This window comes from Curtobacterium sp. GC_Cur_3, from assembly GCF_026544205.1.
Classification (GTDB): domain Bacteria; phylum Actinomycetota; class Actinomycetes; order Actinomycetales; family Microbacteriaceae; genus Curtobacterium.
This window is the reverse complement of the sequence record NZ_JALNUI010000025.1, coordinates 17,838-43,965: the sequence shown is the minus strand read 5'-3', so window position 1 is coordinate 43,965 and position 26,128 is coordinate 17,838. Positions and strand designations below refer to the sequence as shown.

General features: G+C 71.7%; 22 protein-coding genes. 16 read left to right on the top strand and 6 right to left on the bottom strand.

Annotated features, from left to right (window positions below):
- Window positions 1-3: 3 nt before the first annotated feature.
- Complete coding sequence (locus tag OXR63_RS13690) at window positions 4-1,473, bottom strand: amidohydrolase (RefSeq protein ID WP_267424137.1); 1,470 nt, start codon at window positions 1,471-1,473, stop codon at window positions 4-6.
- Complete coding sequence (locus tag OXR63_RS13685) at window positions 1,470-2,120, bottom strand: FMN-binding negative transcriptional regulator (protein ID WP_267424135.1); 651 nt, start codon at window positions 2,118-2,120, stop codon at window positions 1,470-1,472. The genes OXR63_RS13690 and OXR63_RS13685 overlap by 4 nt, the downstream gene beginning before the upstream one ends.
- A 183-nt stretch (window positions 2,121-2,303) precedes the next feature.
- On the opposite strand from OXR63_RS13685, the gene OXR63_RS13680 reads away from it, so the two are divergent.
- The 9 genes from OXR63_RS13680 (at window position 2,304) to OXR63_RS13640 (ending at window position 12,450) form a co-directional block, all read left to right on the top strand.
- Complete coding sequence (locus OXR63_RS13680; RefSeq protein WP_267424133.1) at window positions 2,304-3,890, top strand: peptide ABC transporter substrate-binding protein; 1,587 nt, start codon at window positions 2,304-2,306, stop codon at window positions 3,888-3,890.
- Between the two features lie 8 nt (window positions 3,891-3,898).
- Entirely contained in the window at window positions 3,899-5,296 is a 1,398-nt protein-coding gene (locus tag OXR63_RS13675; RefSeq protein ID WP_267424131.1) for a M14 family zinc carboxypeptidase, read from the top strand.
- Window positions 5,296-6,237 (top strand): ABC transporter permease, encoded by a 942-nt coding sequence (locus OXR63_RS13670; RefSeq protein ID WP_267424129.1) that lies wholly within the window; start codon window positions 5,296-5,298, stop codon window positions 6,235-6,237. The genes OXR63_RS13675 and OXR63_RS13670 overlap by 1 nt, the downstream gene beginning before the upstream one ends.
- Entirely contained in the window at window positions 6,234-7,124 is an 891-nt protein-coding gene (locus tag OXR63_RS13665; RefSeq protein ID WP_267424127.1) for an ABC transporter permease, read from the top strand. Before OXR63_RS13670 ends, OXR63_RS13665 begins: the two co-directional genes overlap by 4 nt.
- Window positions 7,125-7,165: 41 nt before the next feature.
- A complete protein-coding gene (locus OXR63_RS13660) occupies window positions 7,166-8,581 on the top strand; it encodes a serine hydrolase (protein ID WP_267424126.1) in 1,416 nt (471 codons plus the stop codon).
- Window positions 8,582-8,616: 35 nt separating this feature from the next.
- Window positions 8,617-9,183, top strand: coding sequence for a GbsR/MarR family transcriptional regulator (locus OXR63_RS13655; RefSeq protein ID WP_194629023.1), 567 nt, complete (start codon window positions 8,617-8,619; stop codon window positions 9,181-9,183).
- Window positions 9,180-10,844, top strand: coding sequence for a dipeptide ABC transporter ATP-binding protein (locus tag OXR63_RS13650; RefSeq protein ID WP_267424121.1), 1,665 nt, complete (start codon window positions 9,180-9,182; stop codon window positions 10,842-10,844). The genes OXR63_RS13655 and OXR63_RS13650 overlap by 4 nt, the downstream gene beginning before the upstream one ends.
- Before the next feature lie 1,012 nt (window positions 10,845-11,856).
- The gene (locus tag OXR63_RS13645) at window positions 11,857-12,180 is read left to right on the top strand and encodes a hypothetical protein (RefSeq protein ID WP_267424120.1); all 324 of its coding nucleotides are present in this window, start codon (window positions 11,857-11,859) and stop codon (window positions 12,178-12,180) included.
- A gap of 117 nt (window positions 12,181-12,297) precedes the next feature.
- The gene (locus tag OXR63_RS13640) at window positions 12,298-12,450 is read left to right on the top strand and encodes a hypothetical protein (protein WP_194660692.1); all 153 of its coding nucleotides are present in this window, start codon (window positions 12,298-12,300) and stop codon (window positions 12,448-12,450) included.
- Here OXR63_RS13640 and OXR63_RS13635 read toward each other — a convergent pair.
- From OXR63_RS13635 to OXR63_RS13625, 3 genes are read right to left on the bottom strand one after another with little or no spacing between them, the layout of a single operon-like run.
- A complete protein-coding gene (locus OXR63_RS13635) occupies window positions 12,423-13,271 on the bottom strand; it encodes an EamA family transporter (protein ID WP_267424119.1) in 849 nt (282 codons plus the stop codon). The two genes, OXR63_RS13640 and OXR63_RS13635, sit on opposite strands and share 28 nt — an antisense overlap.
- Window positions 13,268-13,930, bottom strand: coding sequence for a response regulator transcription factor (locus OXR63_RS13630; protein ID WP_267424117.1), 663 nt, complete (start codon window positions 13,928-13,930; stop codon window positions 13,268-13,270). Before OXR63_RS13630 ends, OXR63_RS13635 begins: the two co-directional genes overlap by 4 nt.
- A gap of 30 nt (window positions 13,931-13,960) precedes the next feature.
- Complete coding sequence (locus OXR63_RS13625; protein ID WP_267424115.1) at window positions 13,961-15,418, bottom strand: sensor histidine kinase; 1,458 nt, start codon at window positions 15,416-15,418, stop codon at window positions 13,961-13,963.
- Window positions 15,419-15,501: 83 nt separating this feature from the next.
- On the opposite strand from OXR63_RS13625, the gene OXR63_RS13620 reads away from it, so the two are divergent.
- The gene (locus tag OXR63_RS13620) at window positions 15,502-16,104 is read left to right on the top strand and encodes a hypothetical protein (protein ID WP_267424113.1); all 603 of its coding nucleotides are present in this window, start codon (window positions 15,502-15,504) and stop codon (window positions 16,102-16,104) included.
- A 63-nt stretch (window positions 16,105-16,167) separates the two neighbouring features.
- Window positions 16,168-17,046: an AraC family transcriptional regulator gene (locus OXR63_RS13615; protein WP_267424112.1), complete on the top strand. Its 879-nt coding sequence runs from the start codon at window positions 16,168-16,170 to the stop codon at window positions 17,044-17,046.
- A gap of 316 nt (window positions 17,047-17,362) precedes the next feature.
- On the opposite strand, the gene OXR63_RS13610 is transcribed toward OXR63_RS13615, so the two are convergent.
- On the bottom strand, window positions 17,363-18,394 hold the full coding sequence (locus OXR63_RS13610) for a LacI family DNA-binding transcriptional regulator (protein WP_267424111.1): 1,032 nt from the start codon (window positions 18,392-18,394) through the stop codon (window positions 17,363-17,365).
- Between the two features lie 137 nt (window positions 18,395-18,531).
- Here OXR63_RS13610 and OXR63_RS13605 point away from each other — a divergent pair, with 137 nt between their 5' ends.
- From OXR63_RS13605 to OXR63_RS13585, 5 genes are read left to right on the top strand one after another with little or no spacing between them, the layout of a single operon-like run.
- Window positions 18,532-19,824: an ABC transporter substrate-binding protein gene (locus OXR63_RS13605; RefSeq protein ID WP_267424110.1), complete on the top strand. Its 1,293-nt coding sequence runs from the start codon at window positions 18,532-18,534 to the stop codon at window positions 19,822-19,824.
- A 35-nt stretch (window positions 19,825-19,859) separates the two neighbouring features.
- Window positions 19,860-20,738: a carbohydrate ABC transporter permease gene (locus OXR63_RS13600; RefSeq protein WP_267424108.1), complete on the top strand. Its 879-nt coding sequence runs from the start codon at window positions 19,860-19,862 to the stop codon at window positions 20,736-20,738.
- A complete protein-coding gene (locus OXR63_RS13595) occupies window positions 20,735-21,694 on the top strand; it encodes a carbohydrate ABC transporter permease (RefSeq protein WP_267424107.1) in 960 nt (319 codons plus the stop codon). The genes OXR63_RS13600 and OXR63_RS13595 overlap by 4 nt, the downstream gene beginning before the upstream one ends.
- Entirely contained in the window at window positions 21,694-23,067 is a 1,374-nt protein-coding gene (locus OXR63_RS13590; RefSeq protein WP_267424106.1) for a glycoside hydrolase 5 family protein, read from the top strand. Before OXR63_RS13595 ends, OXR63_RS13590 begins: the two co-directional genes overlap by 1 nt.
- A 24-nt stretch (window positions 23,068-23,091) precedes the next feature.
- Entirely contained in the window at window positions 23,092-26,127 is a 3,036-nt protein-coding gene (locus OXR63_RS13585; protein ID WP_267424105.1) for an alpha-mannosidase, read from the top strand.
- Window position 26,128: the final 1 nt, after the last annotated feature.

Sequence of the window (26,128 nt, the reverse complement as noted above, 5' to 3'; positions counted from 1 at the left end):
CCGTCACAGGTCCAGGTGCGTCCACCGCCCGGCGATCGCGGTGCCCAGCACCCGCATGGACCGCAGCGCAGCCGAGGACGCGGCCAGCGGGTCCGCCTCGGTGAGCACGAGGTCCGCCACGTCCCCCACGGCCACGGCGACCCGTCCGTCCGTCGAGCCCCGCCAGGCCGCGAGCGCCGACATCCGCTCGGCGGGGTGCCACGGCTCGCGGCCGTCACGGTCCCGCCCGACGGCCGCGGCGAGCGACACCCACGGGTCGAGCGGCGCGACGGGGGCGTCCGACCCGAGGAGCACCTGGGCCCCAGCACGGACCAGGGACGCGAACGCGAAGGCCCGGTCGGTGTCGCCCGCCCAGTGCCGGTCCGCGATGTCCCGGTCGTCCATCGCGTGCTCCGGCTGCACCGACGCGGCCACACCGAGCCGGGCGAACCGCTCGACGTCGGTGTCCACCAGCAGCTGCGCGTGCTCGATCGTGCCGCGGGTGCCGACGGCCTCGAAGACGTCGAGCGCCAGGGTGTTGGCCCGGTCGCCGATGGCGTGGACCGCCGGTGTGAGTCCGGCGTCGACGGCTCGGCGGGTGATCGCGACGAGGTCGTCGAAGGCCCACGCCAGCACGCCCTCACCGTTCACGAGCGCGGCGGTCCTGGTGCCGAGGGAACCGTCGGTGATCACCTTGAACGGCCCCATCGTGAGCAGGCCGCGGGTGCCCTCGACGACGTCGCCGGTGCGGAGTCCGCGGGCGATGACGTCGGGCAGCTCCGTCGCGTACACGCCGGAGGCCACGCGGAGCGCGTCCGTCCCGCCGTGGATCCGTCGGACCCAGCGGTCCAGCCCGAAGCGCATCTCGAGGTCGACGACGCGGGTCACCCCGCGGGCGGCAGCGGCCTCGGCAGCGTCCGCGACGTAGCCGTCGAGCACGGCGTCCGGCACGCTGGACAGCGCGCCGGTGACGTCGAACGCGTCCTGCTCGCGCAGGACGCCGTCCTCCCCGGTCTCGAGCGGCCGCCCGAGGACCCGGCCGAAGTGGGCGAGCGCGCTGGTGCTGCACCAGACGGCGTGCAGGTCCGCGCTGATGACGACCGTCGGGAGGCTCGGTGTGGCCGCGTCGAGCAGCGCGCGTCGGGCGGGGCGCGGCCAGAGACCGTCGCGGTAGCCGTGACCGACGAGGACGGCGTCCGCCACCCCGGTGCGGGCGACGTCGGCGAGGAGGCCGGCGGTCGCCTCGGCGGAGTCGCAGCCGGTGACGTCGACGCGCCGGCGGACGAGCGCCCACTGGTCGAAGTGCGTGTGGTGGTCGACGAGCCCGGGGCCGAGCCAGGCGCCGCCGGCGTCGACGACCTCGGTGTCGGGGCCCGTCGGCGCCAGCGTGCCGGCCGGGGCGATCGTGGTGACGACGCCGTCGGCGATGCGGACGTCGGCGGGGGCTCCAGCGGTGCCCACGCGCCGGACGGTGCGGAGCAGGATGTCGCTCATCGTGCCTCCCGTCCTTCCGTGGTCTCGTGCACCCGCTCCATCTCGGCGGCGAGCGCCGGTGAGGCGTAGGGCCCGTCGCCACGCAGCCCGGCGATGACGTCGGCGACCACGGCCGGGGCCTTGTTCTGCGAGAGCTTGGCGCGGGCGTCGAAGCGGGCGACCCGGATGCGGATCCCCACGGTGCCCTTCGCCATCCGCCTGGCGGTGTCCTCGTCGACCTGCAGCGAGACCGGGTCGGGCATCACCCGCTCGAAGTGGTCGACGAGTTCGCCGAGGACGCGGAAGTTCTCCTCGTCGGACAGGAGCTCCGGCGTCCCCCAGAGGTGCGCGGTGACGTGGTTCCACGTCGGGACGAACTGCGCCGCGGGGTACCAGGCGGGGGAGACGTACCCGTGGGGCCCCTGCACGATGACGAGCACCTCGTGCTGCCCGAGCTCGTGGGCCTGTTCGTCCGGGCGTCCGACGTGCGAGACGAGCACGAGCTGGTCGGGGTCCTCGTCGGGACCGGGCGCCTCGAGCACGAAGGGGTAGTGCGAGGCCACGAGTCCGGCGTCCGTGTGCGACACGATCGTCGCCCACGGGTTGTCGTCGACGAGCCGCTTCACCTCGGCGACGTCGGTCATCAGGAAGTGCGGTGTGTGGCGCATGTCCCGAGCGTGGCACACCGGTCCAGGGCCGCGCGACAGGTGTCGTTTCGCGGGTGTTTCTGCCTGGTAAAAGTTTCAGAGGCGATTGAAAGAAGCCTTGCGGTCGGGATTCGACCGGGCCTAGCTTTCCGGACAACGACGACCGGGCAGTGGACCGGACGCACCCGATCGAAGGAGTTGTCCATGCGACGCAGGACGATCGCCGCGCTCGCCGCGGCTGCCACGGTGGCCCTGGTGGCGACCGGCTGTTCGGCGGGCGGCAGCGCCGACTCCGCCGCGGACGCGAGCCTGGTGTACGCCACCGGTGAGCCCGACCACCTGACGCCCGGTCGGCAGACGGTCGCCTTCGACCAGGTGATGAGCCTGTTCGCCCCGCTGACCCAGACGGACGCGAAGGGCGAGCTCCACGACGTCGCCGCGAAGAGCGTCGAGAGCGACGACGCCACCACGTGGACGATCACGCTCCGCGACGGGTGGGAGTTCCAGAACGGCGAGGCCGTCACCCCCGAGAGCTACGTCAAGGCCTGGAACCACGTCGCCTACGGCCCGAACGCCTGGGAGAACAGCGGCCAGCTCGCGTCGATCGTCGGGTACTCGGACCTGAACCCGGCGAAGGGCACCCCGACGACCAAGGAGATGTCGGGGCTGAAGGTCACCGGCAAGGACACCTTCACGGTCACGCTGACGCACGCGGACAGCCAGTTCCCGCTGCAGCTCAGCCAGGCGCAGACGGCGTTCTACCCGATGCCGTCCGCCGCGTACGACGACCTCAAGGCGTACGACAAGAAGCCGATCGGCAACGGCCCGTACGAGATGGCGAAGGCCTGGAAGGCGAACCAGGAGTTCACCGTCACGGCCCGGAAGGGCTACGAGGGCACGAAGCCCGCGACCCCGAACGTCACGTTCCGCAGCTACTCCGACATGAACACCGCGTACACCGACGTCCTCGCCGGCAACGCGGACGTGCTCTTCCTGCCGACGGACAAGATGACGAGCGCCAAGGACGACTTCGGCGACCGGCTGCACTCCTTCGACGCCCCCGGCATCGACTACCTCGGCTTCCCGCTCTGGGACCAGCGCTACTCCGACCCCGACGTCCGCCGGGCGATCTCCATGTCGATCGACCGCGACCAGGTCAACAAGGCCATCTACGGCGGCCTGTACGACCCCGCGACCGCGCTCACCCCGCCGTCGATGTCCGGGACGAAGGAGGGCATCTGCGGCGACGCCTGCGAGTTCGACCCGGCAGCGGCCAAGCAGCTCCTGGCGAAGGCCGGCGGGTTCGACGGCACCATCGAGCTCGTCTACCCGGGCGGCAACGGCCTCGACTCGCTGTACCAGGCGTACGCCAACCAGATCCGCCAGAACCTCGGGGTCGACGCCGAGGCGAAGGCCACCACCGACTGGGCCTCGTACTACTCCGAGCTGACGGACAAGACCGTCAAGGGCCCGCACTTCGGCCACTGGGGTGCGCTCTACATCAGCCAGCAGAACACCCTCCGCGCCCTGTTCACCACGGCCGGCGGCTGCGCACCCTGCACGGGGTACTACCAGGACGACGAGGTCGACTCGCTGCTCGCGAAGGCCGACTCCGCCGGCACCCAGGCCGAGGCGAACGAGTACTACACGAAGACGCAGGAGGCCGTGCTCGAGGACTTCCCGGTCGTCCCCACGTTCTTCGACAAGTACTCGTACGTGACCAGCGACAAGATCGCGAAGCTCCCCGCGGTCGCCGGCAGCCCGGTGATCGCTCAGATCGCCGTGAAGTAGGGCACCGCATGGACAGCGACACCATACTGCGGCTCGTCCGCGAGGTCCCCGACCGCGACGGCTTCCCGCTCGTCGACGACCTGCACGCCCGGTTCGACGCGCTCGCCGCGGCCCACCCGGACCGGGTCACGGTCACCAGGATCGGCACCAGCCGCCTCGGCGAACCGCTGCACAGCTACCGCATCGGCACCGGGTCGCACGCCGCCGTCATCGTCGGCGGCGTGCACCCGAACGAACCGATCGGCTCGTGGACGGCGCTGCACCTCGCCGAGACGATGCTCGGCGACGACCGGGACGCGACCGCGCTCGACGTCACCTGGCACATCGTCCCGACGATCGACCCGGACGGCATGCGGCTCAACGAGGCCTGGTTCCACGACCCGTACGACCGGGTCTTCTACTCCCGGCACTTCTATCGGCCCGCCCCGGACAGCCAGGTGGAGTGGACGTTCCCGAACAACCACAAGTCGGTGTACTTCGACCAGGTGCTGCCGGAGACGCTCGCCTTCATGCGGCTCATCGACGACACCGAACCGGACCTCCTGGTGAGTCTGCACAACGGGGAGATGGGCGGCGTCTACTACTACCTCTCCGAGGACCTGCCCGACGTCATCGACGTGCTGCACGCGGTGCCCCGGGCGCTCGGGCTGCCGCTCGACACGGGGGAGCCGGAGTCGCCGCACCTGCGCGAGCTGGCCCCGGCGGTGTTCGCGATGGACGGCGTCGAGGAGGTCCACGACTACCTCGAGGGCCTCGGCGTCGACCCCGCCGAGCACATCCACGGGGCGTCCAGCGCCGCGTGGGCCCTCCGGCACGGCGCACTGTGCATGGTGGCCGAGCTGCCGTACTGGAGCCACCCCGACGCCGACGACCAGACCCCGACCGACGAGTCCTACGCGGACCTCCTCCGGCGGTGCGCGGACGACCTCGGCGGCTCCGGGGCCGAGCTCCAGCGGGTCCTCGACACCGCGTCGCCGATGCTCACGATCGCGACGCCGTTCCTGCAAGGCTCGCGCGCCTTCATCCCGATGCTCACCGCGACGCCGGAGACCGACCGCGCCCGCGCCGAACGTGAGCCGGCGGACCGGATGGCCACCGTCGCCGAGCGCTTCGGCTGCGAGGACCTGGTGCGCTGCTTCCGGCTCCGCTACGGCGGCATGCTCCTCCGCGCACTCGAGGCGGAGACCACCGCCGGCACGGCGTCCGCGCCGCTCCGGCGGCTCCGCGACGACCTGGCCGAGCGGTACGCGCTCTGGCAGGCGGACGCGGTGACCGACGCCGCGCCGATCCCGGTGGGGAAGCTGGTGGGGGTGCAGTACGGGGCGATCCTCGCCTGCGCGAGCCACGTGGCGGACCCGACACGAGCCTCCCGTCCGGTGTCCGTGGGCATGCCGGGAGGCGCGTGATGCGTCCGACGCTCGCCGTCGGCCGGCGACTCGGCGGCCTGGTCATCGTCTTCCTCGGGGTGACCTTCCTGATCTACGCGATGACCTTCGCGCTGCCAGGCGACCCGATCAAGGCGCTCGGCGGTGACCGGCCGCTCAGCGACTCGGTCGTGCGGGCGCTCCGGGCCGAGTACCACCTGGACCAGCCGCTCTGGCTGCAGTACGTGCAGTACGTCGGCGGGCTGTTCCGCGGCGACTTCGGCACCGACTTCACCGGGCAGCCGGTCGCAGCGCAGATGGCCTCGCGCTGGCCGGTGACGATCACGCTCGCACTCACCGCGTGGGCGCTGGAGATCGTGCTGGGCATCGGGCTCGGCGTGCTGTCGGCGCTCAAGCTCGGCACGGTGCTCGACAAGACCGTCCTCGTCGGCACGATCGTCGTCGGCGCGGTCCCGGTCTTCGTGCTCGGCGTCGCCCTGCAGCTCGTGTTCTCGGTCCGGCTGCACTGGTTCCCCGTCGCGGGCGCCACTGCCGGCTGGCCGACCGCGTACGTGCTGCCCGCGTTCGTCATCGCGCTGTTCGGTCTCGCCGCGGTGTCCCGGCTGACCAGGACCTCGATGATCGAGACGCTCGACGCCGACTACGTGCGGACCGCCCGCGCGAAGGGCCTGACGCCCGGCCGGGTCGTCGGGGTGCACGTGATGCGCAACTCGCTCATCCCGACCGCGACGTACCTGGCGACCGACCTCGGCTACCTGATGGGCGGCACGGTGATCATCGAGGGCATCTTCAACCTGCCGGGCGTCGGGAACCTGCTGTTCCAGGGCATCCGCTCGCACGAGGGCGCCGTCGTCGTCGGGATCTCCACCGCCCTCATCCTGGTGTTCCTCGTCACGAGCGTGCTCGTCGACCTGCTGCACGCCGCCCTCGACCCGCGCGTCCGATCGGGAGCCGCCGCATGACCACCTCCGACCTCGCCGCGACCGTCGACCCCGTCGTCGGGGTCAAGCGCCGCCCCCTCGCCGCAGCCGCCCGCACCCCGGGGTTCTGGGTGCCCGCGTCGGTCCTCGTGCTCGTGCTCGCGATCGCCGCATTCCCGCAGCTCTTCGCCGGGCTGTTCGGCCACGGCGACCCGCGCGTGTGCGACCTCGGCCGGAGCGGGGACGGCTCGGCCGCCGGGCACCCGTTCGGCTTCGACCTGCAGGGCTGCGACGTGTACGCCAACGTCGTGTACGGCACCCGCTCGTCGATCGCCGTCGCGGTGCTCACCACCGTGCTCGCGGGCATGGTCGCCGTCGTCGTGGGGACCGTCGCCGGCATGGTCGGCGGCTGGGTCGACGCCGTGCTCGCCCGCCTGACCGACGTGTTCCTCGGGTTCCCGTTCCTGCTCGGCGCCGTCGTGGTGCTGAACAGCGTCGGGGAGCGGTCCGTGCTCACCGTGTCGCTCGTGCTCGCGCTGTTCGGGTGGCCGACGATGGCGCGGCTCGTCCGGTCGAGCGTCCGCGGTGTCCGGAACGCCGAGTTCGTCCTGGCCGCCCGGACGATGGGGCTCTCCACGTGGCGGATCACCACGCGGTACGTGCTGCCGTCGTCGATCTCGCCGCTGCTCGTCCTCGCCACGATCACCGTCGGCGGCGTCATCGTGTCCGAGTCGTCGCTGACCTACCTCGGCATCGGGCTCGAGAGCCCGGCGATCTCCTGGGGCCTGCAGCTCTCCGCCGCCACCAGCCAGTTCCTCCGCGCCCCGCACATGCTCGTCGCACCCGCGGCGTTCCTCGCCGTCACGGTGCTCGCCGTCATCGCGCTCGGTGACACCCTGCGGGCCGCACTCGACCCGCGTCGCCGCTGACGCCAGACTCGAACCCCCTGCTCTTCGTGAAAGGAACCACCGTGACCGACACCGAGGCCACCCGCACCGCCTACCGCACGACGCTGCCCACCATCCGCGACTGGGTCGCGTACAAGGTCTGGCAGCTGCGGGTGCCCGGCGTGCAGGTCGCGATCGGCTACAAGGGCGAGGAGCTGTTCTCCGAGGCGTGGGGCCACGCCGACGTCGAGGCCGGCCGCCGCCTGACGACGAACGACCTGTTCCGGATCGCCTCGCACTCCAAGACCTTCACGTCGACGGCGCTGCTGCTCCTCGCCGAGCGGGGCTCCCTGCGGCTCGACGACACCGTCGGCACGTACGTCCCCGCACTCGTCGAGGGCGGGTCGCCGATCGCCGACGCCACCGTCCGCGAGCTGATGGAGATGGGCGCCGGCGTGATCCGCGACGGCCACGACGGCGACTACTGGTCCCTCGCCCGGCCGTTCCCGGACGAGGACGAGCTCCTCGCGCTGGTGCTCGACCGCGGGCAGAAGGTGCCGACGGGCTCCTCGTTCAACTACTCCAACCTCGGGTACTCGCTCCTCGGGCTCGTCATCGCCGCGGCGTCCGGTCGGAGCTACAACGACTTCGTGCGCCAGGAGATCGTCGAACCGCTCGGCCTCCGGAACACCGGACCCGACTGGGACCCGTCGCGCGAGGACGACTTCGTGGTCGGCTACTCCGGCTTCCACGTCGCACGGCACCGGCAGCGCATCGCCCACGTCGACACCCGGGCGATGGCCGCGGCGACCGGGTTCCACGGCACCGCGTCCGACCTCGTGAAGTACTTCTCCGCGCACGTGCTCGGGCAGGGCGAGCTGCTGAGCGACCACTCCAAGCGCCTCGCGCAGCGGAAGTCGTGGAGCGCGTCCGACGACGACCCGGCAGCCCGCGGCTACGGTGCCGGCTTCATCGTCGACCGGATCAACGGGCGCGAGGTCCGCGGCCACTCCGGCGGCTTCCCCGGTCACATCACCCAGTCGCTGTTCGACCCCGAGTCCGGCCTGGTCGTGTCCGTGATGACGAGCTCGGCCGCCGGCCCCGCGACGCTCCTGGCGACCGGGATCGTGAACCTGCTCGACGCCGCTGCCGACTCGGCAGCGCCCGGCGCGGTCGTCCCTGAGGACGTCGCCGCGCGCTACACCGGCCGCTACGCCAACCCCTGGGGTGTCACCGACATCGCCAGGGTCGGGGACCGGCTGCTCGCGATCGACCCCTCCGGCCCCGACCCGGTGGAGTCGCCCACCCGGCTCGAGGTCGTCGACGCGGACACGCTCCGGATGACCCACGGCAACCGCTTCGGCTCCGTCGACGAGGACATCGTGTTCGCCCGCGACGCCGACGGCACCGTCACCGGCATCCGCGGCAGCGGCGGCATGAGCGAGGAGCCGTGGTCGATCCCCGACGAGGCTCCGGAGGTCGCGGCCGGGCTCGCATAGCCTGGCGCGGACCACGGATCGACGAGGGGACCACCATGACCGAGCAGCAGCAGACCGTCACGACCGACGACCGCGTCCTGGACCCGGTGCGCCAGGCGTTCGTCGAGGAGTTCGCGCTGATGCTCGGCGACGGCGCGGGCATGCCCCTCACCGACGCCCGGGTGCTCGGCTACCTCATCATGACCCGCGCCCCGTACTCGTCCTCCGCCGACCTGCAGGCGGCCCTCGGGGCGAGCTCGGGGTCGGTGTCGATGGCGACCAGGCGGCTCGTCGACTCCGGCTTCGTCAAACGCCACACCGTGCCGGGGGAGCGGAGCCACTACTTCCGCGCCGAGACCGACGTGTGGGGCAGCTGGCTGGCCAGTGAGCGGAAGTACCTCGACCGGCAGCGGGACATCATCGCCCGCGGGCTCGCCGTCGTCGAACAGGACGGCCACACCGGCCCCGGCGACGTGGACGCCCCCGTCCGCGAGCGCCTGCGCAACGGGCGCGACTACATGCAGTGGCTGCACGGCCACCACCGCAAGATGCTCGAGGACTGGGAGGCCTTCAAGGCCGCCCGCGACACGGGCGACGACGCACCAGGGACGGGAACACCATGACCGAGCCGCGCGAGGACGTCCTCGTCGTCGACCACCTCACCGTCACGTTCGACGTCGAGGGCGAGGTGGTCCGCGCCGTCGACGACGCCTCCTTCACCGTCGGCCGTGGTGAGGTCGTCGCCGTCGTCGGGGAGTCCGGTTCCGGCAAGAGCATGACCGCGATGACCGCCATGGGCATCGCCCCCGACGGCGCCGTCGCCACCGGCGCGATCCGGATCGGCGGCGTCGACGTGCTCAGCTCCGGCGAGCAGCACCTCCGCGAGGTCCGCGGCCGCACCGTCTCGATGATCTTCCAGGACCCCTCCGCCGCCCTGAACCCCGTCTTCACCATCGGGTTCCAGCTCGCCGAGGCCGTCCGCCGCGCCGACGCCTCCACTGACCGTGCGACGGTCAGGGCCCGGGCGCTGGAGCTCCTGCGCGCCGTCGAGGTCCCCGAGCCCGAGCGCCGCCTGGGGCAGTACCCGCACGAGCTGTCCGGTGGCCAGTGCCAGCGCGTGATGATCGCGATGGCGCTCGCCGCCGACCCCGACCTGCTCATCGCCGACGAGCCCACGACCGCGCTCGACGTCACCGTGCAGGCCGAGGTGCTCGACGTGCTGCGGGCGCTCCGGGAGCGCACCGGCACCGCGATCCTGCTCATCACGCACGACATGGGCGTCGTCGCCGACATCGCCGACCGGGTCGTCGTGATGCGCCGTGGCCAGGTGGTCGAGTCCGGCACCGCCGTCGCCGTCTTCGCGGCGCCGACCGCCGACTACACGCGCGAGCTGCTGGCCGCGGTCCCGCGGCTGGGTGCCGTCGACGGCCGGGAGGCTCCCCTCGGCCCCGCCACGCCCCTGCCGTCGACCGTCCTCGACGTCCGCGACCTCGTGGTGGAGTACGGCGGTGCGCTGCGCCGTCGTTTCCGAGCGGTCGACCACGTGTCGTTCACCGTCGGCCGCGGCGAGATCGTCGGCCTGGTGGGGGAGTCCGGCAGCGGCAAGACCACCATCGGCCGCGCTGCCGTCGGACTCGCCCCGATCACCGCCGGCTCGGTGTCCGTCGACGGCATCGACCTCGCCGGTGCCGGACGTGCGGAGCGCCGGAGCATGCGACGCCGCGTCGGCGTGGTCTTCCAGAACCCGCTGCGCTCCCTCAACCCCCGGTACACGGTGGGGCAGACCGTCGCGGAGCCCCTCCGGCAGATCCTCCGGCTGTCCGCCGCGGACACCGAGACCCGCGTGGAACGGCTCCTGTCGGACGTCGGGCTCGACGGCGGATTCCGCGAGCGCTACCCGCACGAGCTCTCCGGCGGCCAGCGCCAGCGCGTCGCGATCGCCCGCGCCGTCGCCCTGGACCCGGCGCTGCTCATCGCCGACGAGCCCACGAGTGCCCTCGACGTGTCGGTGCAGGCCCGGGTACTCGACGTCTTCCGCGAGCTGCAGGAACGCCTCGGCTTCGCCTGCCTGTTCGTGACGCACGACCTCGCCGTGGTGGACACACTGTGCGACCGCGTCGTCGTCCTGCACCAGGGGCGCGTTGCCGAACAGGGGACGTGCGACGCGATCCTCCGCGCGCCCGAGGACCCGTACACCCGACGCCTCATCCAGGCCGCTCCGGTCCCGGACCCCGAGGAGCAGGCGCTCCGCCGCGCCGCCCGCCTGGCCGCACTCGCGTCCTGACCGCCCGGTCTGCCCCGCCCCGCCCCGCCGCGCCCCTCGCGTCCGGCCCTGCCCAGACCTGCCCGGGGCCGGACGCTTCTCGTTCGCGCGCGTGACGGATCCGGTTCGCGAACCCCGAGGCGAGCGAACCGGATTCGTCACCGGCCGCAGCGAGATCCCGTGTCACGCGTAGCGCGCAGCACGCGCACCGCACCCGCACTGCGCTGGAGCGGTGGCCCCGTCGATCCCGGGACGGCCACCGCACGGCCACCGAACGGCCCCCTGACGGCCGCCGGAGGGGTCCATCCGGTTTCGCGCGTGACGGATCTGGTTCGTAGATCCCGAGGCGAGCGAACCGGATCCGTCACCGGCCGCAGCGCGATCACGCGTGGCGCTCGACGCGCCCGCGGCGCCCACACTGCACCGAAGGGGTGACACGGTCGATCGCCGGACGGCCACCGAACGGCCACGGGACGGCCGCCGGAGGGGTCCATCCGGCTTCGCGCGTGACGGATCCGGTTCGCGGATCCCGAGGCGAGCGAACCGGATCCGTCACCGGCCGCAGCGTGATCAGGTGTCGGGCGCGGCGGGCGCGCCGCGCCCGCACTGCGCTGGAGCGGTGACTCCGTCGATCGGCGGACGGCCACTGGGCTGCCACCGGACGGGTCCAGTCCGTTCCGCGCGTGACGGATCTGGTTCGTAGATCCCGAGGCGAGCGAACCGAATCCGTCACCGGCCGCAGCGCGATCAGGTGTCGGGCGCGGCGGGCGCGGCGCGCCCGCACTGCGCTGGAGCGGTGACCCCGTCGATCGGCGGACGGCCACGGTACGGCCACCGGAGGGGTCCATCCGGCTTCGCGCGTGACGGATCTGGTTCGTAGATCCCGAGGCGAGCGAACCGGATCCGTCACCCCGCGCCTCCGGGCGGGATCCTCGGTCGGAGGCTGACGTCGACACGCCGATCCGAGCCTCCAGGGTGTCCGCCGGGGCGCACCGGACTTGACGTTCGTTCGAACACACGTTCGAATGATCCGGTGGGACGGCGTCGCGAGAACCGGTGGCAGCCCCCGGAGCACCCGGAGGTCGAACGTCCGCATGCCTACACGCTCTCGGACGACGCACGGGGGCCGGACGTCTGCCACGCGGTCACCCCGATGCCGGTCTGGGCGTGGGTGCAGTTCCCGACGTTCCACGTCCGGGTGAAGGCGTTCGCGAAGAGCTGGACCCGCGACGCCGTGCTCGTCGAGTGGGCGCAGTTCGGTCAGCAGGCGCAGGCCTGGGTGTGGCGGTCGGCGGTCAAGCACCGGGTGCTGCGGGTCGACGCCGACCGCCGGGCGCGTGCACCGGACTCCGGATAGCGCACCCGGTTGACAGGGGCCTCGGCGGCGCGGGATCGTTCATGCAGTCGGGGTTCGCGAAGATTCTCGACGATCAAGACATCCGTCCCGCGAGTGTCCCGACCGGAAGGAGGCGCCGTGACCCGTCATGAGGTGCCGTCCTGGGTGGCACACGTGCTCACCCCGCCCGAAGTCATCGCCGCCTACGTCGAGCGCCGGGTCAACGACCCCGCCCTGCTCTCCGGCGACGCGCATGAACCGACCTACGCCGACTTCCTCCGCGCCGAGTAGACCGTCACGCCGACGCTCGCCGTGGTGACGCACGCGAGCGCCACCACCTCCACGAGTGACAGGGCCTCGTGCAGCACGAGCAGCCCGGCGAGCGCCGCCACCGCCGGACCGAGGCTCTGCAGCACGCCGAACACCCGCGTCGGCATCCGGCGCAGCGCGAGCATCTCGAGGGCATAGGGCAGCACGCTCGACAGCACGGCGACGGCGCCGAACACGACGAGGAGCGTCGGGTCGGCCACGACGCCGTCGACCGCGGTGTGCAGGCCGAACGGCAGCGACACCACCATCGCGACGAGCATGGACACCGCCAGACCGTCGACGCCCGGGACGAGCGCCCCCACGTGCCGGTTCATCACGATGTAGCCGGCCCAGCACGCGGCGGCGGCGACCGCGCAGGCCACGCCCCCGAGCTCGGTGATGGCGGAGGGGCCCACGCCGAGGAGCACGACCCCGGCGAGCGCCAGCACCGCCCAGAGGACGTCACGCCAGCGTCGGGTGTGCACGAGCGAGAGCGTGAGCGGCCCGAGGAACTCGATAGTCACGGCGACGCCGATCGGGATCGTCGCGAACGCCAGGTAGATGAAGACGTTCATGCCGCCGAGCGCCAGCCCGAGCAGGACGGCACCGGTCCACTGCGCGCGGTCCCAGTGCCGGACGCGGGGCCGCACCACGAGGGCGAGGACGAGCGCACCGATCACCAGGCGGAGCGTCGCCGCGCCGACCGAGCCGACCTCGTCGAAGCGGGTCTTCGCGACGGCGGCGCCGAGCTGCACGGAGACGATCGCGGCGAACGCCAGGACCGGTGCCGGGACACGGGTCATCCGAGGTAGGCGAGGACGGCGAGCACGCGGCGGTGGTCCTCGCCGGTGTCCTCGAGGCCGAGCTTCGCGAAGATGCTCGACACGTGCTTCTCGACCGCGCCGGTGCCGATGACGAGCGCGCGGGCGATGGCGGCGTTCGTGCGTCCCTCGGCCATCAGCCCGAGGACGTCGCGCTCGCGGGGCGTCAGCGCGGCGATCGGGTCGCGACGACGGCTCATCAGCTGCGTCACGACCTCGGGGTCGAGGACGGTGCCGCCGGCGGCGATGCGGCGCACGGCGTCGTCGATCTCCTCGAGCCGCGTGACGCGGTCCTTGAGCAGGTAGCCGATGCCGGCGGTGCCGGACGCCAGGACGTCCTCGGCGTAGGTGGCCTCGACGTACTGCGACAGCAGGAGCACCCCGGTGCCCGGTGCCAGGCGTCGGGTCTCCACGGCGGCGCGGACGCCCTCGTCGGTGAACGTCGGCGGCATGCGGACGTCCATCACGACGACGTCGGGGGCGGCGTCCGGGAGCGTCGCGAGGAAGGACGTCGCGTCGGGGTACTGCCCAACGACGTCGATGCCGGCTTCGAGCAGGACGCGGGACAGGCCCTCGCGGATCAGGACGGCATCGTCGACGACGACGGCCCGGATGCGTGCTGCATCCGGGCCGTCGGTCATGCTCCCCACCCTAGTGGGAGGGCACCGTCCTCATCGTGCTGCGGGAGTCGGGACCCCGTTCAGTGCACCGAGTGGGATCCGCGCGGTGGCCTCGGTCGGTCCGCCGGCGGGGCTCGACACCGTGAGCTCGCCGTCGAGGGACTGCATCCGGCCCATGAGGCCCTCGATGCCATGCCCCTCGCGGGTCCTCGCACCACCGACACCGTCGTCGGTCACGCTGACCATGAGGTACCAGACCCCGGACGCGTCGACGGAGAGCCCGAGGTAGACCCCGGCCGTCGAGGCGCCGGCGTGCTTCGTCGTGTTCGTCAGCAGCTCGGACACCGTGAAGTACACGTTGCGCTGGATCTCGGTCGCGAGCTGCAGCCCGTCGGGCAGGCGGACGTCGAGGCCGACGGGGATAGGGGTCCTGGCGACCAGGGCCTCGAGGGCGGCGACGAGCCCGCGGTCGAGCAGGATCGGCGGGGCGAAGCCGCGGGACAGCGCCCGGAGCTCGTCGAGGGCGTCCTTGGCGTGCTCCGATGCCTCGGCGATGAGCTGCTTCGACGCCGCCGGGTCCTTCTCGAACGCCCGCTCGGCAGCAGCGAGGTCCATCCGCAGCCGGACGAGCCGCTGCTGGGGTCCGTCGTGCAGGTCCCGCTCGATCTGTCGGAGTGCCTGGCCCTCGGCGGTGACCGCACCGGCGCGGGAGGCCTGCAGGCCGGCCACGCGCTGCTCGAGCACCTCGGCGCGGAAGCCACCGAGCAGCCCGAAGTCGATCCAGTAGTGCGCGGTGACCGAGCCGCGGGACCACAGCGGGAGGAGCACGACCGAGGCCACCACGCTCACGACGCACGCCGCGAAGCCGAGGCCCCACGCCCAGCCCTGGTCCAGGCTGTTCACCATCAGCCACTGGTTTACCTGCCAGCCGTAGCGCAGGGCCGTGAAGCCGGCGACGAACGGGCCGAAGAAGCCGACGACCAGCAGTGCACCGGCGCCGACCGTGACGAGGGCCGCGAGCGGGTAGACGACCGCAGCGTGCAGCAGGTACAGCCAGTAGTGCGGGTTCGCGACGGCCGAACCGGTGCGCGTCCACCAGTTCTGCTGCCACCGCGGGGTCCAGTCGACCGGACGGATCGGCCGCGGGTCCGCCCACGAGATGCGGAGGCGCTCGAACTGCCCGAGCCACCGCGCGATGAACAGCGCGATGAAGAACATCAGCAGCACGAACGGGTTGAACAGGTCACGGAACCCGCCACCGAGCACCGCCGCGGGGAACGCGAAGTAGAGCGTGCAGAGCAGCACCGCCGTCAGCGCCATGTACCCGAAGTCACGGGGGAACCGGCGCCAGGCCTCACGGTAGAACTGCCGCGCGTTCGTCGTCGGCGGGACGTCGTCGTCGCCGGTGCTCGTGCTGGGCAGGTCGGGCATGGGCGTGGTGGCTCCGGGTGGTACTGCGTCGTCCAACGGCACGGTGATGGCCTGGTCGAGACGGTCGGTGTCGGTCATGGATCCAGCATCGCGAGGTCCGACGCTCCGCCCCATCCTGCCCCCTCCCGGACTCCGGGTGGGGTTAGCCCTACCCTGGGCGCATGGGGTCGATGACGACGAACAGGCAGGAACAGTGGATCGCGCTCGCCGGGGTGGTGGCGGCGCTCGCACCGGCGCTCACGGGGGTGGCCGGTCTCGTCGTGTCCACGGGGTGGTACCTCGAGCCGCCGATGCGCACCGCGGGGGCCGTGGTCGGCGGGATCGCGGCGGTCGTGGTCGCCCTCGCAGCCCGACGTCGACACGACCGGGCAGCGCTCGGCTTCGCGCTGTCGGTGCTGTGCTTCGCGCTCACCTGGCTCCCGCTCGGGGCCGCCTCGTTCGCGGTGGGTTCGATCCTGTCGCTCGCGTCCCAGGCCCTGGTCATCGCGTTCGGTGTGATGGTCCTGCGCCGGAGCACGGGTGCCGCGCGGGCTGCGGGCTGGGTCATCGCCGTGGCCGGAGCCGTCTGGCTCGTGGGCGGACTGACCATCTGGTTCGGCACGCTGCCCGGCGCCTCCCAGGAGCTGCTCACCCTGCTGTTCACGTTCCCCGCGCTCGGCCAGGCCGTCGCCTTCCTGACCGCCGCCCTGCTGTTCGTCGGACCGCTCGTCCGCCCGGTCGGCGCCGGCGCCCGGTACCTCTGGTCCACAGCCGAGGTGCGCTGACCCGCTCTCCACAGATCGTCACGTGACGGTCGGCGGGTTCCGCGGGTCGGTCACGCTGGGTGGATGGCTGATGCGCTCCGCGCCCTCATCGGTGCCGTCGGTCTCGACGTCACCCACACCGCCGAACTGGAGGCTGATCCCGACTCCGCCTGGACCCTCCGGTACCCGCCGGATCGCCACCACCACGTCTGGGTCGCCACGCGGTGGCGGCGGGTCTGGGTGGGCCGCGGCCAGGAGTCCGAGTGCCTCGAGCCCGGCACGGCCGCACTCCTCGCGCCCGGTGCCGCGGCCTGGATGGGGACCGACGAGCACGCCCACCCGCCGCCGACCGTCTCCGGCACGTGTCCGGACTGGGGCCTCGGCGTCGCGATGGTCCTGACGGGCGTGCACCACGGCACGGCGACGTTCGGACCGCTCATGCCCGAGGCCGTCGCCCTGCCGGACTGCTTCACGACCGTGTGGCGCCCCGACCCCGGCGACGACCTCCGCCGGACCCTGGAGCACCTCGACGAGCAGGGACACCGCCGTTGGCCGGGCCCGTACCAGGACGCCCTCGCGCGGATGCTCGTCCTCACCGTGCTGGGTGCCTGGCGCCCTCCGGTCCTGCACGACAACAGCCTGACGCGCGCGATCGACGCGATCGCCGACCTCGAGGTCACCCCGCCCCCGACCGTCCCCGAACTCGCCGCCCGGGTCCGGGTGTCGCCGTCGACGCTCCTCCGACGCTTCCGCGCCGCCACCGGCCTGACCCCCGACGAGTTCGCCCGCTGGTTCCGCACGCTGCCCGTCCGCGCAGCGCTGTCCGAGGGCACGCCGCCCGGCCGCGTCGCCGCCGACCACGGGTACCCGTCCGTCGCCGCGATGCACCGTGTCCTGCGGCGGGTCGAGCGGACGACATCCCGCCTCAACCGATCACCCCCGGACATCCCGATCCCACCCTGACCGGTTCTGTCGCCGCACCCGACGCTGCCGACCCGGCCGCCGCGCCCACCGCCACTGGTCTGTCCTGCGCGCATCTCCGCCCCGCACTGGAATTTCGTTTCCGCCGTGACGAATCCGATTCGCGATCCCCGAGGATCGCCGACCAGATTCGTCACGAGCGAGAAGCGAAACCGTCGGGGGTCGGGCCGTGCGGCGACGTTCAGATCCCGCCGTGACGGATCCGGTTCGCGATCCTCGAGGATCGCCGACCAGATCCGTCACGACCGGAGAAGGAGACCGGTGGGCAGTGGGCGCTGGGTGCTGGACAACGGAGGGGTCAGTGGGCGATGCGGCCCGTGGACTCGCGCACGCTCAGCGTGAGCAGGGGGCCGGGCAGTGACGGCAGCGGGTCGTCGGCGTCGATCTGTGCGCGCAGGAGGGTGGCGGCGCGCTGGCCGAGCTCGACGGTGTCACGGGTGAGTGAGGTGATCGCGGGGCGCACCAGCCGGATCATCGCGGAGTCGTCGAACGACACGATCGAGACGTCGGCGGGCACCCGGACGCCCATCTCGCTCGCGACGCCGAGGCCCGCGACCGCGAGCACGTCGTTGTCGAACACGATGGCGGTCGGGCGGACGCTGCGGGAGAGCAGGTCCCTGGTGGCCGCCGCACCGTTCTCGGCGGAGTAGTCGGTCGGGATGGACTCGGCGGCGTCGAGCCCCTCGGCCGCGGCGAAGTCCCGCAGCCGGTCGATGCGCATCGCGGTGTGCTCGAACTCCGGGCGCCCGGCGACGTGGGCGATGCGACGGTGCCCGAGGGCGTGCAGGTAGCGGAGGACCGTGGTGGTGGCGTCGGAGTCGTCGATCCAGACCGTGGGAGCAGCTCCGGGAGGGGACGGGTGCGACCCCACGACGACGGTGGGCATGCCGAGCTCGTCGAGCAGCCGGAGCCGAGCGTCGTCGTGCCGCGGGTCGATGACGATCACGCCGTCGACCCGGTGGCCGTTCCACCAGTCGCGGTAGGTCTGCAGCTCCTCGTCGGCGTCGCGGGCGACGAGGAGGGTCATGCCGACGTGGGTGCCGGCGAGGCCGAGCTGGATGCCGGAGATCAGGTCACCGAAGAACGACTCGGTGCCGAGCGTGCGAGCCGGACGGTTCAGCACGAAGCCGATCGACCCGGCCTTCGCGCCGCCGAGTGCACGTGCCGCGGTGTGCGGTTGCCAGTCGAGTTCACGGGCCACGGCGCGCACGCGTTCCCGGGTCGCCGCGGACACCCCGGGGCGGTCGTTGAGGGCGAACGAGACGGCGCTGATGGACACGCCGGCCTTCGCGGCGATGTCGGCGATGGTCGTCCGGCGCTTGCTGGCCATGGGCTTGACTATAGCGCTTTATTCGTCGATAGTCGGCGGCACACACGTCGTCCGGCCGTCGGAACTGAACCGGTTCAGCAGATCTGGACCTACGGCGACGAGCACGACCATCCGCACGCACGAAGGAGTCCGCAGCGATGAGAACCACCACACGCACGACGACGGGTCGCGCCGTCGCAGTCCTCGCGGGGGTCGCAGCAGCGGCACTCGCACTCACCGGCTGCTCGGCCGGTGGCAGCTCCTCGGGCACCGGCGGCGACGACGTCTCCGGCTCGATCACCCTGCAGACCTGGGCCCTCACACCGAGCTACACGGACTACCTCAACGGCGTCGTGAAGGCCTTCGAGAAGAAGTACCCGGACGCGAAGGTCAAGCTCGTCGACCAGCCCGGCGACGGCTACGCGGACAAGGTGCTCAGCCAGGCCTCGTCGAACTCGCTGCCCGACGTCGTCAACCTGCCGCCGGACATCGCCCTGCCGCTCGCCAAGCGCGGGTTCCTGCAGGACGTCGCGAAGGACGACAGCACGCTCTCGAGCACCTACGTCAAGGGCGCGCTCGCGGCGTACGACTACAAGGGCGTCGAGGGCACGTTCGGGTACCCCTGGTACCTCAACACCGACATCGACTACTGGAACAAGACGATGTTCACCAAGTGCGGTCTCGACCCGGCCAACCCGCCGAAGACCACCGACGAGCTGTTCACGCAGGCCGAGACCATGCACCAGAAGTGCCCGGACGACTACCTGATGAGCCGCAAGCCCGGCCTGAGCGACTTCTCGCTCGCCGGCGTGAAGATCATCAACGACAAGGGCACGAAGTTCACCTTCGCGAACTCGTCGAAGGCCGCCGACCTGATCAGCAAGTACGCCAAGGCCTACAAGGACGGCCTCATGCCCTCCTCGGTCCTGAACACCGACTACCTCGGCAACTCGACCCTGTTCACGCAGGGCAAGGTCGCCTGGACCACCGGTGGGGCCACGGCCATCACGGACTTCGAGAAGAACAACCCGTCGCTCAAGGGCAACATCGTCGTCTCCCCGGCGCTGGACAACCCGCCGCTGTACGTGCAGGGCCTCAGCGTCTCGGCGAAGAGCAAGCACGTGGCCACGGCCGAAGCACTCGCGTCGTTCATGACGAACGCCAAGAACCAGGAGGCCTTCGCGCACCTGGTGAACATCTTCCCGTCGACCACCTCGTCGCAGTCCGACCCGTTCTTCTCGAAGGACGACGGCACCGTCGAGGGCAAGGCCCGCGTGCTCGCCAACGACGCCCTGAAGACGGCGAAGAACCTCAACCCGGTCGAGGCCAACTCGGCCATGACCGACTTCCTCGACCAGCAGATCGCGCTGGCGATGAAGGGCGGCGTGACCCCCGAGAAGGCGCTGCAGACGGCCCAGACCAAGATGAACACCCTGCTCGCCAACGGCTGATCCGGCCCCGAAGAAGAGAGAGAGGGAGGATCGCCATGCGCGCCAACCGCTGGTTCACCCCGTGGCTGCTCGTCCTGCCGGCACTCGTCTGGCTCGTCGCGTTCAGCCTCTGGCCGTCGATCAACACCGTCCGGCTGTCGTTCACCAACGCCAGCCCGCTCGGTGGGGTCAGCCGCTGGGTCGGTCTGCAGAACTTCCAGACCCTGCTCGCCGACCCGCAGGTGTGGGAGGCGCTGCTCAACAGTGTCATCTACATGGCGATCTGCCTGCCGCTCCTGACGGTCCTCCCGCTCCTCATGGCCGTGCTCGTGCAGCAGAAGCTGCCCGGCATCGCCTTCTTCCGCACGGCGTACTACACGCCGGTCATCGCCAGCGCCGTGGTCGTCGGGCTGATCTGGAACTGGATCCTCGACGACCGTGGCGTCATCAACGAGATGGTCCAGTCGCTCGGCATCGTGCAGGGCAGCATCCCGTTCCTCACCGACCGGTGGCTGCTGCTGTTCAGCGCGATCAGCCTGACGGTCTGGAAGGGCCTCGGGTACTACATGATCATCTTCCTGGCGGCCCTCGGGAACGTCGGCAAGGAGCTCCACGAGGCAGCGGCACTCGACGGCGCCGGCTCGGTCCGCCGCTTCTGGTCGGTCACGATGCCCGGCGTCCGCGGCACCCTGACCCTCGTCGGCATCCTCGTGTGCGTGAGCGCGCTCCGGGTGTTCAGCGAGCTCTACATCCTGACGAACGGGACGGGCGGACCCGGCGGCCAGGACAACTCCCTCGTCATGCTCATCCAGCAGTACGCACGAGGGTTCACCGGCAACCTCGGGTACGCGTCCGCGCTGAGCCTCCTGCTCTTCGCCGTGACGCTCATCCCGATGCTCGCCCTCGCGCGGATGAACAGCAAGGCGGACCGATGACGAACACGACGACCGAACCGGCCATCGGCGGCAACGCCGGCACCGCCGCACCGACACCGGACGTGACCGGCGCGACGGGCGGAGGGGGAGCCTCCAGGCCGCCCCGCAAGCGCCGCCGCGTGGTCTGGGGCGTCATGTCCACCCGCGAGAAGGCGATCCGCTACGTCCTGCTCATCGTGGTGCTCTTCATCACGATCGGGCCGTTCCTCTGGCAGCTCTCCACCTCGCTGAAGGGCCCGGGGGAGGACATCTACACGGCGAACCCGTCCTTCATCCCGAGCCAGCCGACGATCGGCAACTACCTCCGGGTGGGCGACGCCATCCCGGTGTTCGGCTACATCGGCAACTCGCTCATCGTCGCCGCGATCGACGTGATCGGGAACATCGTGTTCGCGACCCTCGCCGGCTTCGCGCTCGCCCGGCTGCAGTGGCGCTTCCGCAAGGCCGTGCTCGGCCTGTTCCTGGCGACGCTCGTGCTCCCCGGCGAGGCGACGATCATCTCCCAGTTCGTCACCGTGAAGGACCTCGGCCTGGCCGACAGCCTGGTCGGCGTCGCCCTGCCCGGCATGATCGCCGCGCTCAACGTCCTGCTCATGTTCAACGCGTTCCGGCAGATCCCCGAGGAGATCGACCAGGCCGCGGTGATGGACGGCGCGAACGCGTGGCAGCGGCTGCGGTACATCTCGCTGCCCGCCGTGCAGGGCACGATCGCCGTCATCGCGATCTTCGCCTTCATCGGCGCGTGGGACGACTTCCTCTGGCCGCTCATCGTCCTGCAGTCCCCGGACAAGCTGACGCTGACCGTCGGGCTCGAGTACCTGCGCGGCACGTTCGGCACCGACCAACGCCTGATCGCGGCCGGCACCATGATCGCGTTCATCCCGATCGCCGTGATCTTCGCCGTCCTGCAACGCTTCTTCTTCAAGGGCGTCGAAGAGGGCGGTGTGAAGGGCTGATGCGGTTCGGCGTCAACTACACACCGTCGGTCGGCTGGTTCCACTCCTGGCTCGACTTCTCGGCGGACGACACCGCCCGCGACCTCCAGGCGATCGCGGGCCTCGGCGCCGACCACGTGCGGATCTTCCCGCTCTGGCCGGTCGTCCAGCCGAACCGGACGCTCATCCGGCCGCAGGCGCTCGCCGACGTCGCCCGGGTCGTCGACATCGCGGCCTCGTTCGGCCTCGACGTCAACGTGGACGCCCTGCAGGGACACCTGTCGAGCTTCGACTTCCTGCCGTCCTGGCTCGACTCGTGGCACCGGCGCAACCTGTTCACCGACCCGGACGTCGTCGCGTCCACGGCCGCGTACGTGAAGGCCCTCGCCGCCGCGGTCGCGGACCGACCGAACCTGCTCGGCATCACGATCGGCAACGAGGTCAACCAGTTCGCGCACGCCCCGCACCCCGCCCCGCACGTGATCACGGCGGAGCAGGGACACGCGTGGGCGGCGGCGATGGTCGCTGCGGCACGCTCCGGGCTGGCGTCCGCCGGCCGGGAGGCTCGGGGTCCGTCGGACCCGTCGGTCGCCCCCGGCAGCGGGTCGGCCCCGGCACCGCTGGTGACCGTCGCCCAGTACGACGCCGCCTGGTACGACGACGCCCAGCCCTTCGGGCCGGAGCACGCGGCGGAGCACGGTGACGCCACCGTCACGCACTCGTGGGTGTTCAACGGCTCAGCGGCGGTGCACGGCGCCCTCGGAGCAGGGTCCGTGCGGCACGGGGAGTACCTGCTGCAGCTCGCCGCCGCCTGGAACCGCGACCCCGCCCGTCCGAACTGGCTGCAGGAGGTCGGCGCCCCGACGAACGTGGTCGACGTCGCCGACGCACCGTCGTTCACCGAGCAGACCATCCGGCACGCCCTCGACGTGCAGCACCTGCTCGGCGTCACGTGGTGGTGCTCCCACGACGTGTCCCGGTCCCTCGCCGACTTCCCGGAACTCGAGTACGACCTCGGCCTCCTGACGAACGACGGCCGGGTGAAGCCGACGGGGGAGCGCTTCCGTGCCATGGCCACCGCGTTCGGCGACGGCGCCTACCCCGCTCCCGCCGGGCCCACCGTCGGGCTCGTCCTCGACGACGTCGCCCCGGACGGCGCACCCCTCGACGGTGTCCGCGCCGACTGCGCCCCCGGCGGACGCTTCGCCGCCGCGTGGCTCGCCGTCGCCGAGGAGCACGGCGTCGGCCCGCAGGTCGTCCTCCGCTCCCGGCTCGGCGACACGGACCTGCTGGCCGCCCGCGGGGTGACGAGCACGATGGACGTGCCGACCGACCTCGACGCGGACACCGCACACCCCCCGATCTCGGTCGCGCACCCCGCGACCATGCCCTGACCCTCCCCAGCCCCGGAAGGCACCATGCACGACGACATCCCCCTCACCATCGGCCGCGCACGTCGGGTCCTCGACGAGCGCATCACCCCGGCGGTGCACGCCACCGCGACCCCGCTCGACACCGCCTGGCACGAGCTGCCCGGTGAGCCGATCGCGCCGGCCGAGGGGCTCGCGCTGACGTTCGAGCCGTACGAGGTCGGCACGCCGTGGGGCGCCGCGTGGGGCACGACCTGGTTCCGGCTCTCCGGCACCGTCCCGGTCGCCTGGGCCAGCCGCCGCATCGAGGCCGTCATCGACCTCGGGTTCGACAAGAACATGCCGGGCTTCCAGTGCGAGGGCCTCGTGTACCTGGCCGACGGCTCCCCGGTGAAGTCGATCAACCCGCGCAACCAGTGGGTGCTCATCGCCGAGGAAGCAGTGGGCGGCGAGACCGTCGAGTTCTTCGTCGAGGCCGCGTCGAACCCCGTCCTGCTCGACTACCACCCCTTCCTCGTGACGCAGGAGGGCGACATCCAGACCTCGTCGTCGAAGCGGCTCTACACGTCGCGGCGGATGGACCTCGCCGTGTTCGAGTCCGCCGTGCACGAGCTCGCGCTCGACATCGACGTGCTGCTCGAGCTGCAGGAGGAGCTGCCCCAGGGCCCACGCCGCATGCGCATCCTGCAGGCCCTCGACGACGCGCTCGACGCCCTCGACCTGCAGCACATCGCCGAGACCGCCCCGGACGCCCGCGCCGCGCTCGCCGAGGTGCTCGCCGCCCCCGCGGAGGCCTCCGCGCACCGGATCTCCGCCGTCGGCCACGCGCACATCGACTCCGCCTGGCTGTGGCCGGTGCGCGAGACGATCCGCAAGGTCGCCCGCACCACCTCGTCGATGACGGAGCTCATCGACCAGACCGACGACTTCCTCTACGGCATGTCCAGCGCGCAGCAGTACGCCTGGATCAAGGAGCACCGTCCCGAGGTCTACGCGAAGGTCAAGGCCGCCGTCGCCGCCGGACGGTTCCTGCCGCTCGGCGGGATGTGGGTCGAGTCCGACACCGTGATGCCGACCGGCGAGAGCATCGTCCGGCAGTTCTCGCAGGGCCAGCGCTTCTTCGAGCGCGAGTTCGGCATCCGGCCGAAGGGCGTGTGGCTGCCCGACAGCTTCGGGTACTCGCCGGCGCTCCCGCAGCTGATGCGCCGTGCCGGGTTCGAGTGGTTCTTCACGCAGAAGATCTCCTGGAACCAGGTGAACAAGTTCCCGCACCACACGTTCCTCTGGGAGGGCATCGACGGGTCGCGGGTGTTCTCGCACTTCCCGTCGATGGACACCTACAACTCGCGGCTGTCCGGGTCCGAGGTCGCGAAGGCCTCGCGCCAGTTCCGCGAGAACCGTCTGGCCTCCGGCTCGATAGCCCCGGTCGGCTGGGGTGACGGCGGCGGTGGCACCACGCGCGAGATGACCGGCACGGCCGCGCGCCTGGCGGACCTCGAAGGCAGCGCCCGCGTGACGTGGGAGCACCCGGACGCGTTCTTCGACCGGGCCAAGTCCGAGCTGGAGCACCCGCCCGTGTGGGTCGGCGAGCTCTACCTCGAGCTGCACCGCGCGACGCTGACCAGCCAGCACCAGACCAAGCAGGGCAACCGCCGCAGCGAGCACCTGCTCGTCGAGGCCGAACTCTGGGCAGCGACCGCCGCCGCCCGCACCGAATTCACGTACCCGTACGAGGAGCTCGACGCGCTGTGGCAGCAGGTCCTGCTGCAGCAGTTCCACGACATCCTGCCGGGCACGTCGATCGCGTGGGTGCACCGCGAGGCCGTCGAGCGGTACGCGGAGGTCGCGGACCGCCTGGAGGCCCTCATCGCCTCCGCCCTGTCGGCTCTCGCTGGGAACGGGGACCGCACGATCGTCGTGAACCCGGCCCCGAGCCTCCAGGGCGGTGCCCTCGCGCAGAGCGCGGTCCTGACCAGCGACCTGGAGGCGACGACCCCGGTCACGTTGACCGAGGCCGATGGCGGGTTCGTGCTCACGAACGAGCTGGTGCGCGTCGTCGTCGACGCCCGCGGGCTCGTCACGAGCGCCGTGGACCTGGACACCGGCCGCGAGGCGATCGCCCCGGGTCAGGTCGCGAACCTGCTGCAGCTGCACCAGGACTTCCCGAACATGTGGGACGCGTGGGACGTCGACCGGTACTACCGCAACCGGGTCGAGGACCTGGTGTCGGTGACCTCGATCGACGCCTCCGTCGACGCCGCCGGTGTCGCCCGGGTCGTCGTGTCCCGGGCCTTCGGCGAGTCGACCGTGACGCAGGAGATCGTGCTCGAGCCCGGGTCGCGGACGCTCGAGTTCGACCAGACGACCGACTGGCACGAGACCGAGAAGTTCCTCAAGGTGGCGTTCCCGCTCGACGTCCGCGCGGAGCACACCATCGCGGAGACCCAGTTCGGTGCCCAGAAGCGGGTGACCCACACGAACACCTCGTGGGAGGCCGCCAAGTTCGAGACCTCGATGCACCGCTACGTGCTCGTCGAGGAGCCCGGCTTCGGTGTCGCCCTGGTGAACGACTCGATCCACGGGTTCGACGTCACGCGGGACTCGGTCGACGGCCACGTCACGACGACGCTCCGGCTGTCGCTGCTCCGGGCACCCCGGTTCCCCGACCCGGAGACCGACCAGGGCGTGCAGACGCACCGGTACGGGCTGGTCGTCGGGACGGACGTCGTCGGTGCGACCACCGCCGGCATCCTGATGAACACGAGCGCGCGGACGGTCACGGGCGGGTCGGGCTTCGGGCCGCTCGTGCAGGCCTCCGGCGACGTGGTGGTGTCGAGCGTGAAGCTCGCCGACGACCGCTCGGGCGACCTGGTCGTGCGCGTGTACGAGCCGTCCGGGCGCCGGGGAACCGGTGGCCTGGCGGTCGACGGACCCTTCGGCCAGCCGGTCGAGGTGACCCTGCTCGAGGAGCGCGACCCGGCGCTGCCTGGCGTCGCGGCGATCACCGACGGCGTGGCCGCGTTCCCGGTCGACGCCTTCGAGGTCAGGACCTTCCGCTTCCCGCGGATCGGAGATGAGGAGTGAC

Coding starts and splice junctions, on each gene's coding strand:
- OXR63_RS13680 (WP_267424133.1), top strand. CDS start 2,304: ATGCGACGCAGGACGATCGCCGCGCTCGCCGCGGCTGCCACGGTGGCC.
- OXR63_RS13650 (WP_267424121.1), top strand. CDS start 9,180: ATGACCGAGCCGCGCGAGGACGTCCTCGTCGTCGACCACCTCACCGTC.
- OXR63_RS13615 (WP_267424112.1), top strand. CDS start 16,168: ATGGCTGATGCGCTCCGCGCCCTCATCGGTGCCGTCGGTCTCGACGTC.
- OXR63_RS13635 (WP_267424119.1), bottom strand. CDS start 13,271: ATGACCCGTGTCCCGGCACCGGTCCTGGCGTTCGCCGCGATCGTCTCC.
- OXR63_RS13685 (WP_267424135.1), bottom strand. CDS start 2,120: ATGCGCCACACACCGCACTTCCTGATGACCGACGTCGCCGAGGTGAAG.
- OXR63_RS13610 (WP_267424111.1), bottom strand. CDS start 18,394: ATGGCCAGCAAGCGCCGGACGACCATCGCCGACATCGCCGCGAAGGCC.
- OXR63_RS13600 (WP_267424108.1), top strand. CDS start 19,860: ATGCGCGCCAACCGCTGGTTCACCCCGTGGCTGCTCGTCCTGCCGGCA.
- OXR63_RS13675 (WP_267424131.1), top strand. CDS start 3,899: ATGGACAGCGACACCATACTGCGGCTCGTCCGCGAGGTCCCCGACCGC.
- OXR63_RS13620 (WP_267424113.1), top strand. CDS start 15,502: ATGGGGTCGATGACGACGAACAGGCAGGAACAGTGGATCGCGCTCGCC.
- OXR63_RS13585 (WP_267424105.1), top strand. CDS start 23,092: ATGCACGACGACATCCCCCTCACCATCGGCCGCGCACGTCGGGTCCTC.
- OXR63_RS13605 (WP_267424110.1), top strand. CDS start 18,532: ATGAGAACCACCACACGCACGACGACGGGTCGCGCCGTCGCAGTCCTC.
- OXR63_RS13670 (WP_267424129.1), top strand. CDS start 5,296: ATGCGTCCGACGCTCGCCGTCGGCCGGCGACTCGGCGGCCTGGTCATC.
- OXR63_RS13595 (WP_267424107.1), top strand. CDS start 20,735: ATGACGAACACGACGACCGAACCGGCCATCGGCGGCAACGCCGGCACC.
- OXR63_RS13690 (WP_267424137.1), bottom strand. CDS start 1,473: ATGAGCGACATCCTGCTCCGCACCGTCCGGCGCGTGGGCACCGCTGGA.
- OXR63_RS13665 (WP_267424127.1), top strand. CDS start 6,234: ATGACCACCTCCGACCTCGCCGCGACCGTCGACCCCGTCGTCGGGGTC.
- OXR63_RS13630 (WP_267424117.1), bottom strand. CDS start 13,930: ATGACCGACGGCCCGGATGCAGCACGCATCCGGGCCGTCGTCGTCGAC.
- OXR63_RS13590 (WP_267424106.1), top strand. CDS start 21,694: ATGCGGTTCGGCGTCAACTACACACCGTCGGTCGGCTGGTTCCACTCC.
- OXR63_RS13625 (WP_267424115.1), bottom strand. CDS start 15,418: ATGACCGACACCGACCGTCTCGACCAGGCCATCACCGTGCCGTTGGAC.
- OXR63_RS13655 (WP_194629023.1), top strand. CDS start 8,617: ATGACCGAGCAGCAGCAGACCGTCACGACCGACGACCGCGTCCTGGAC.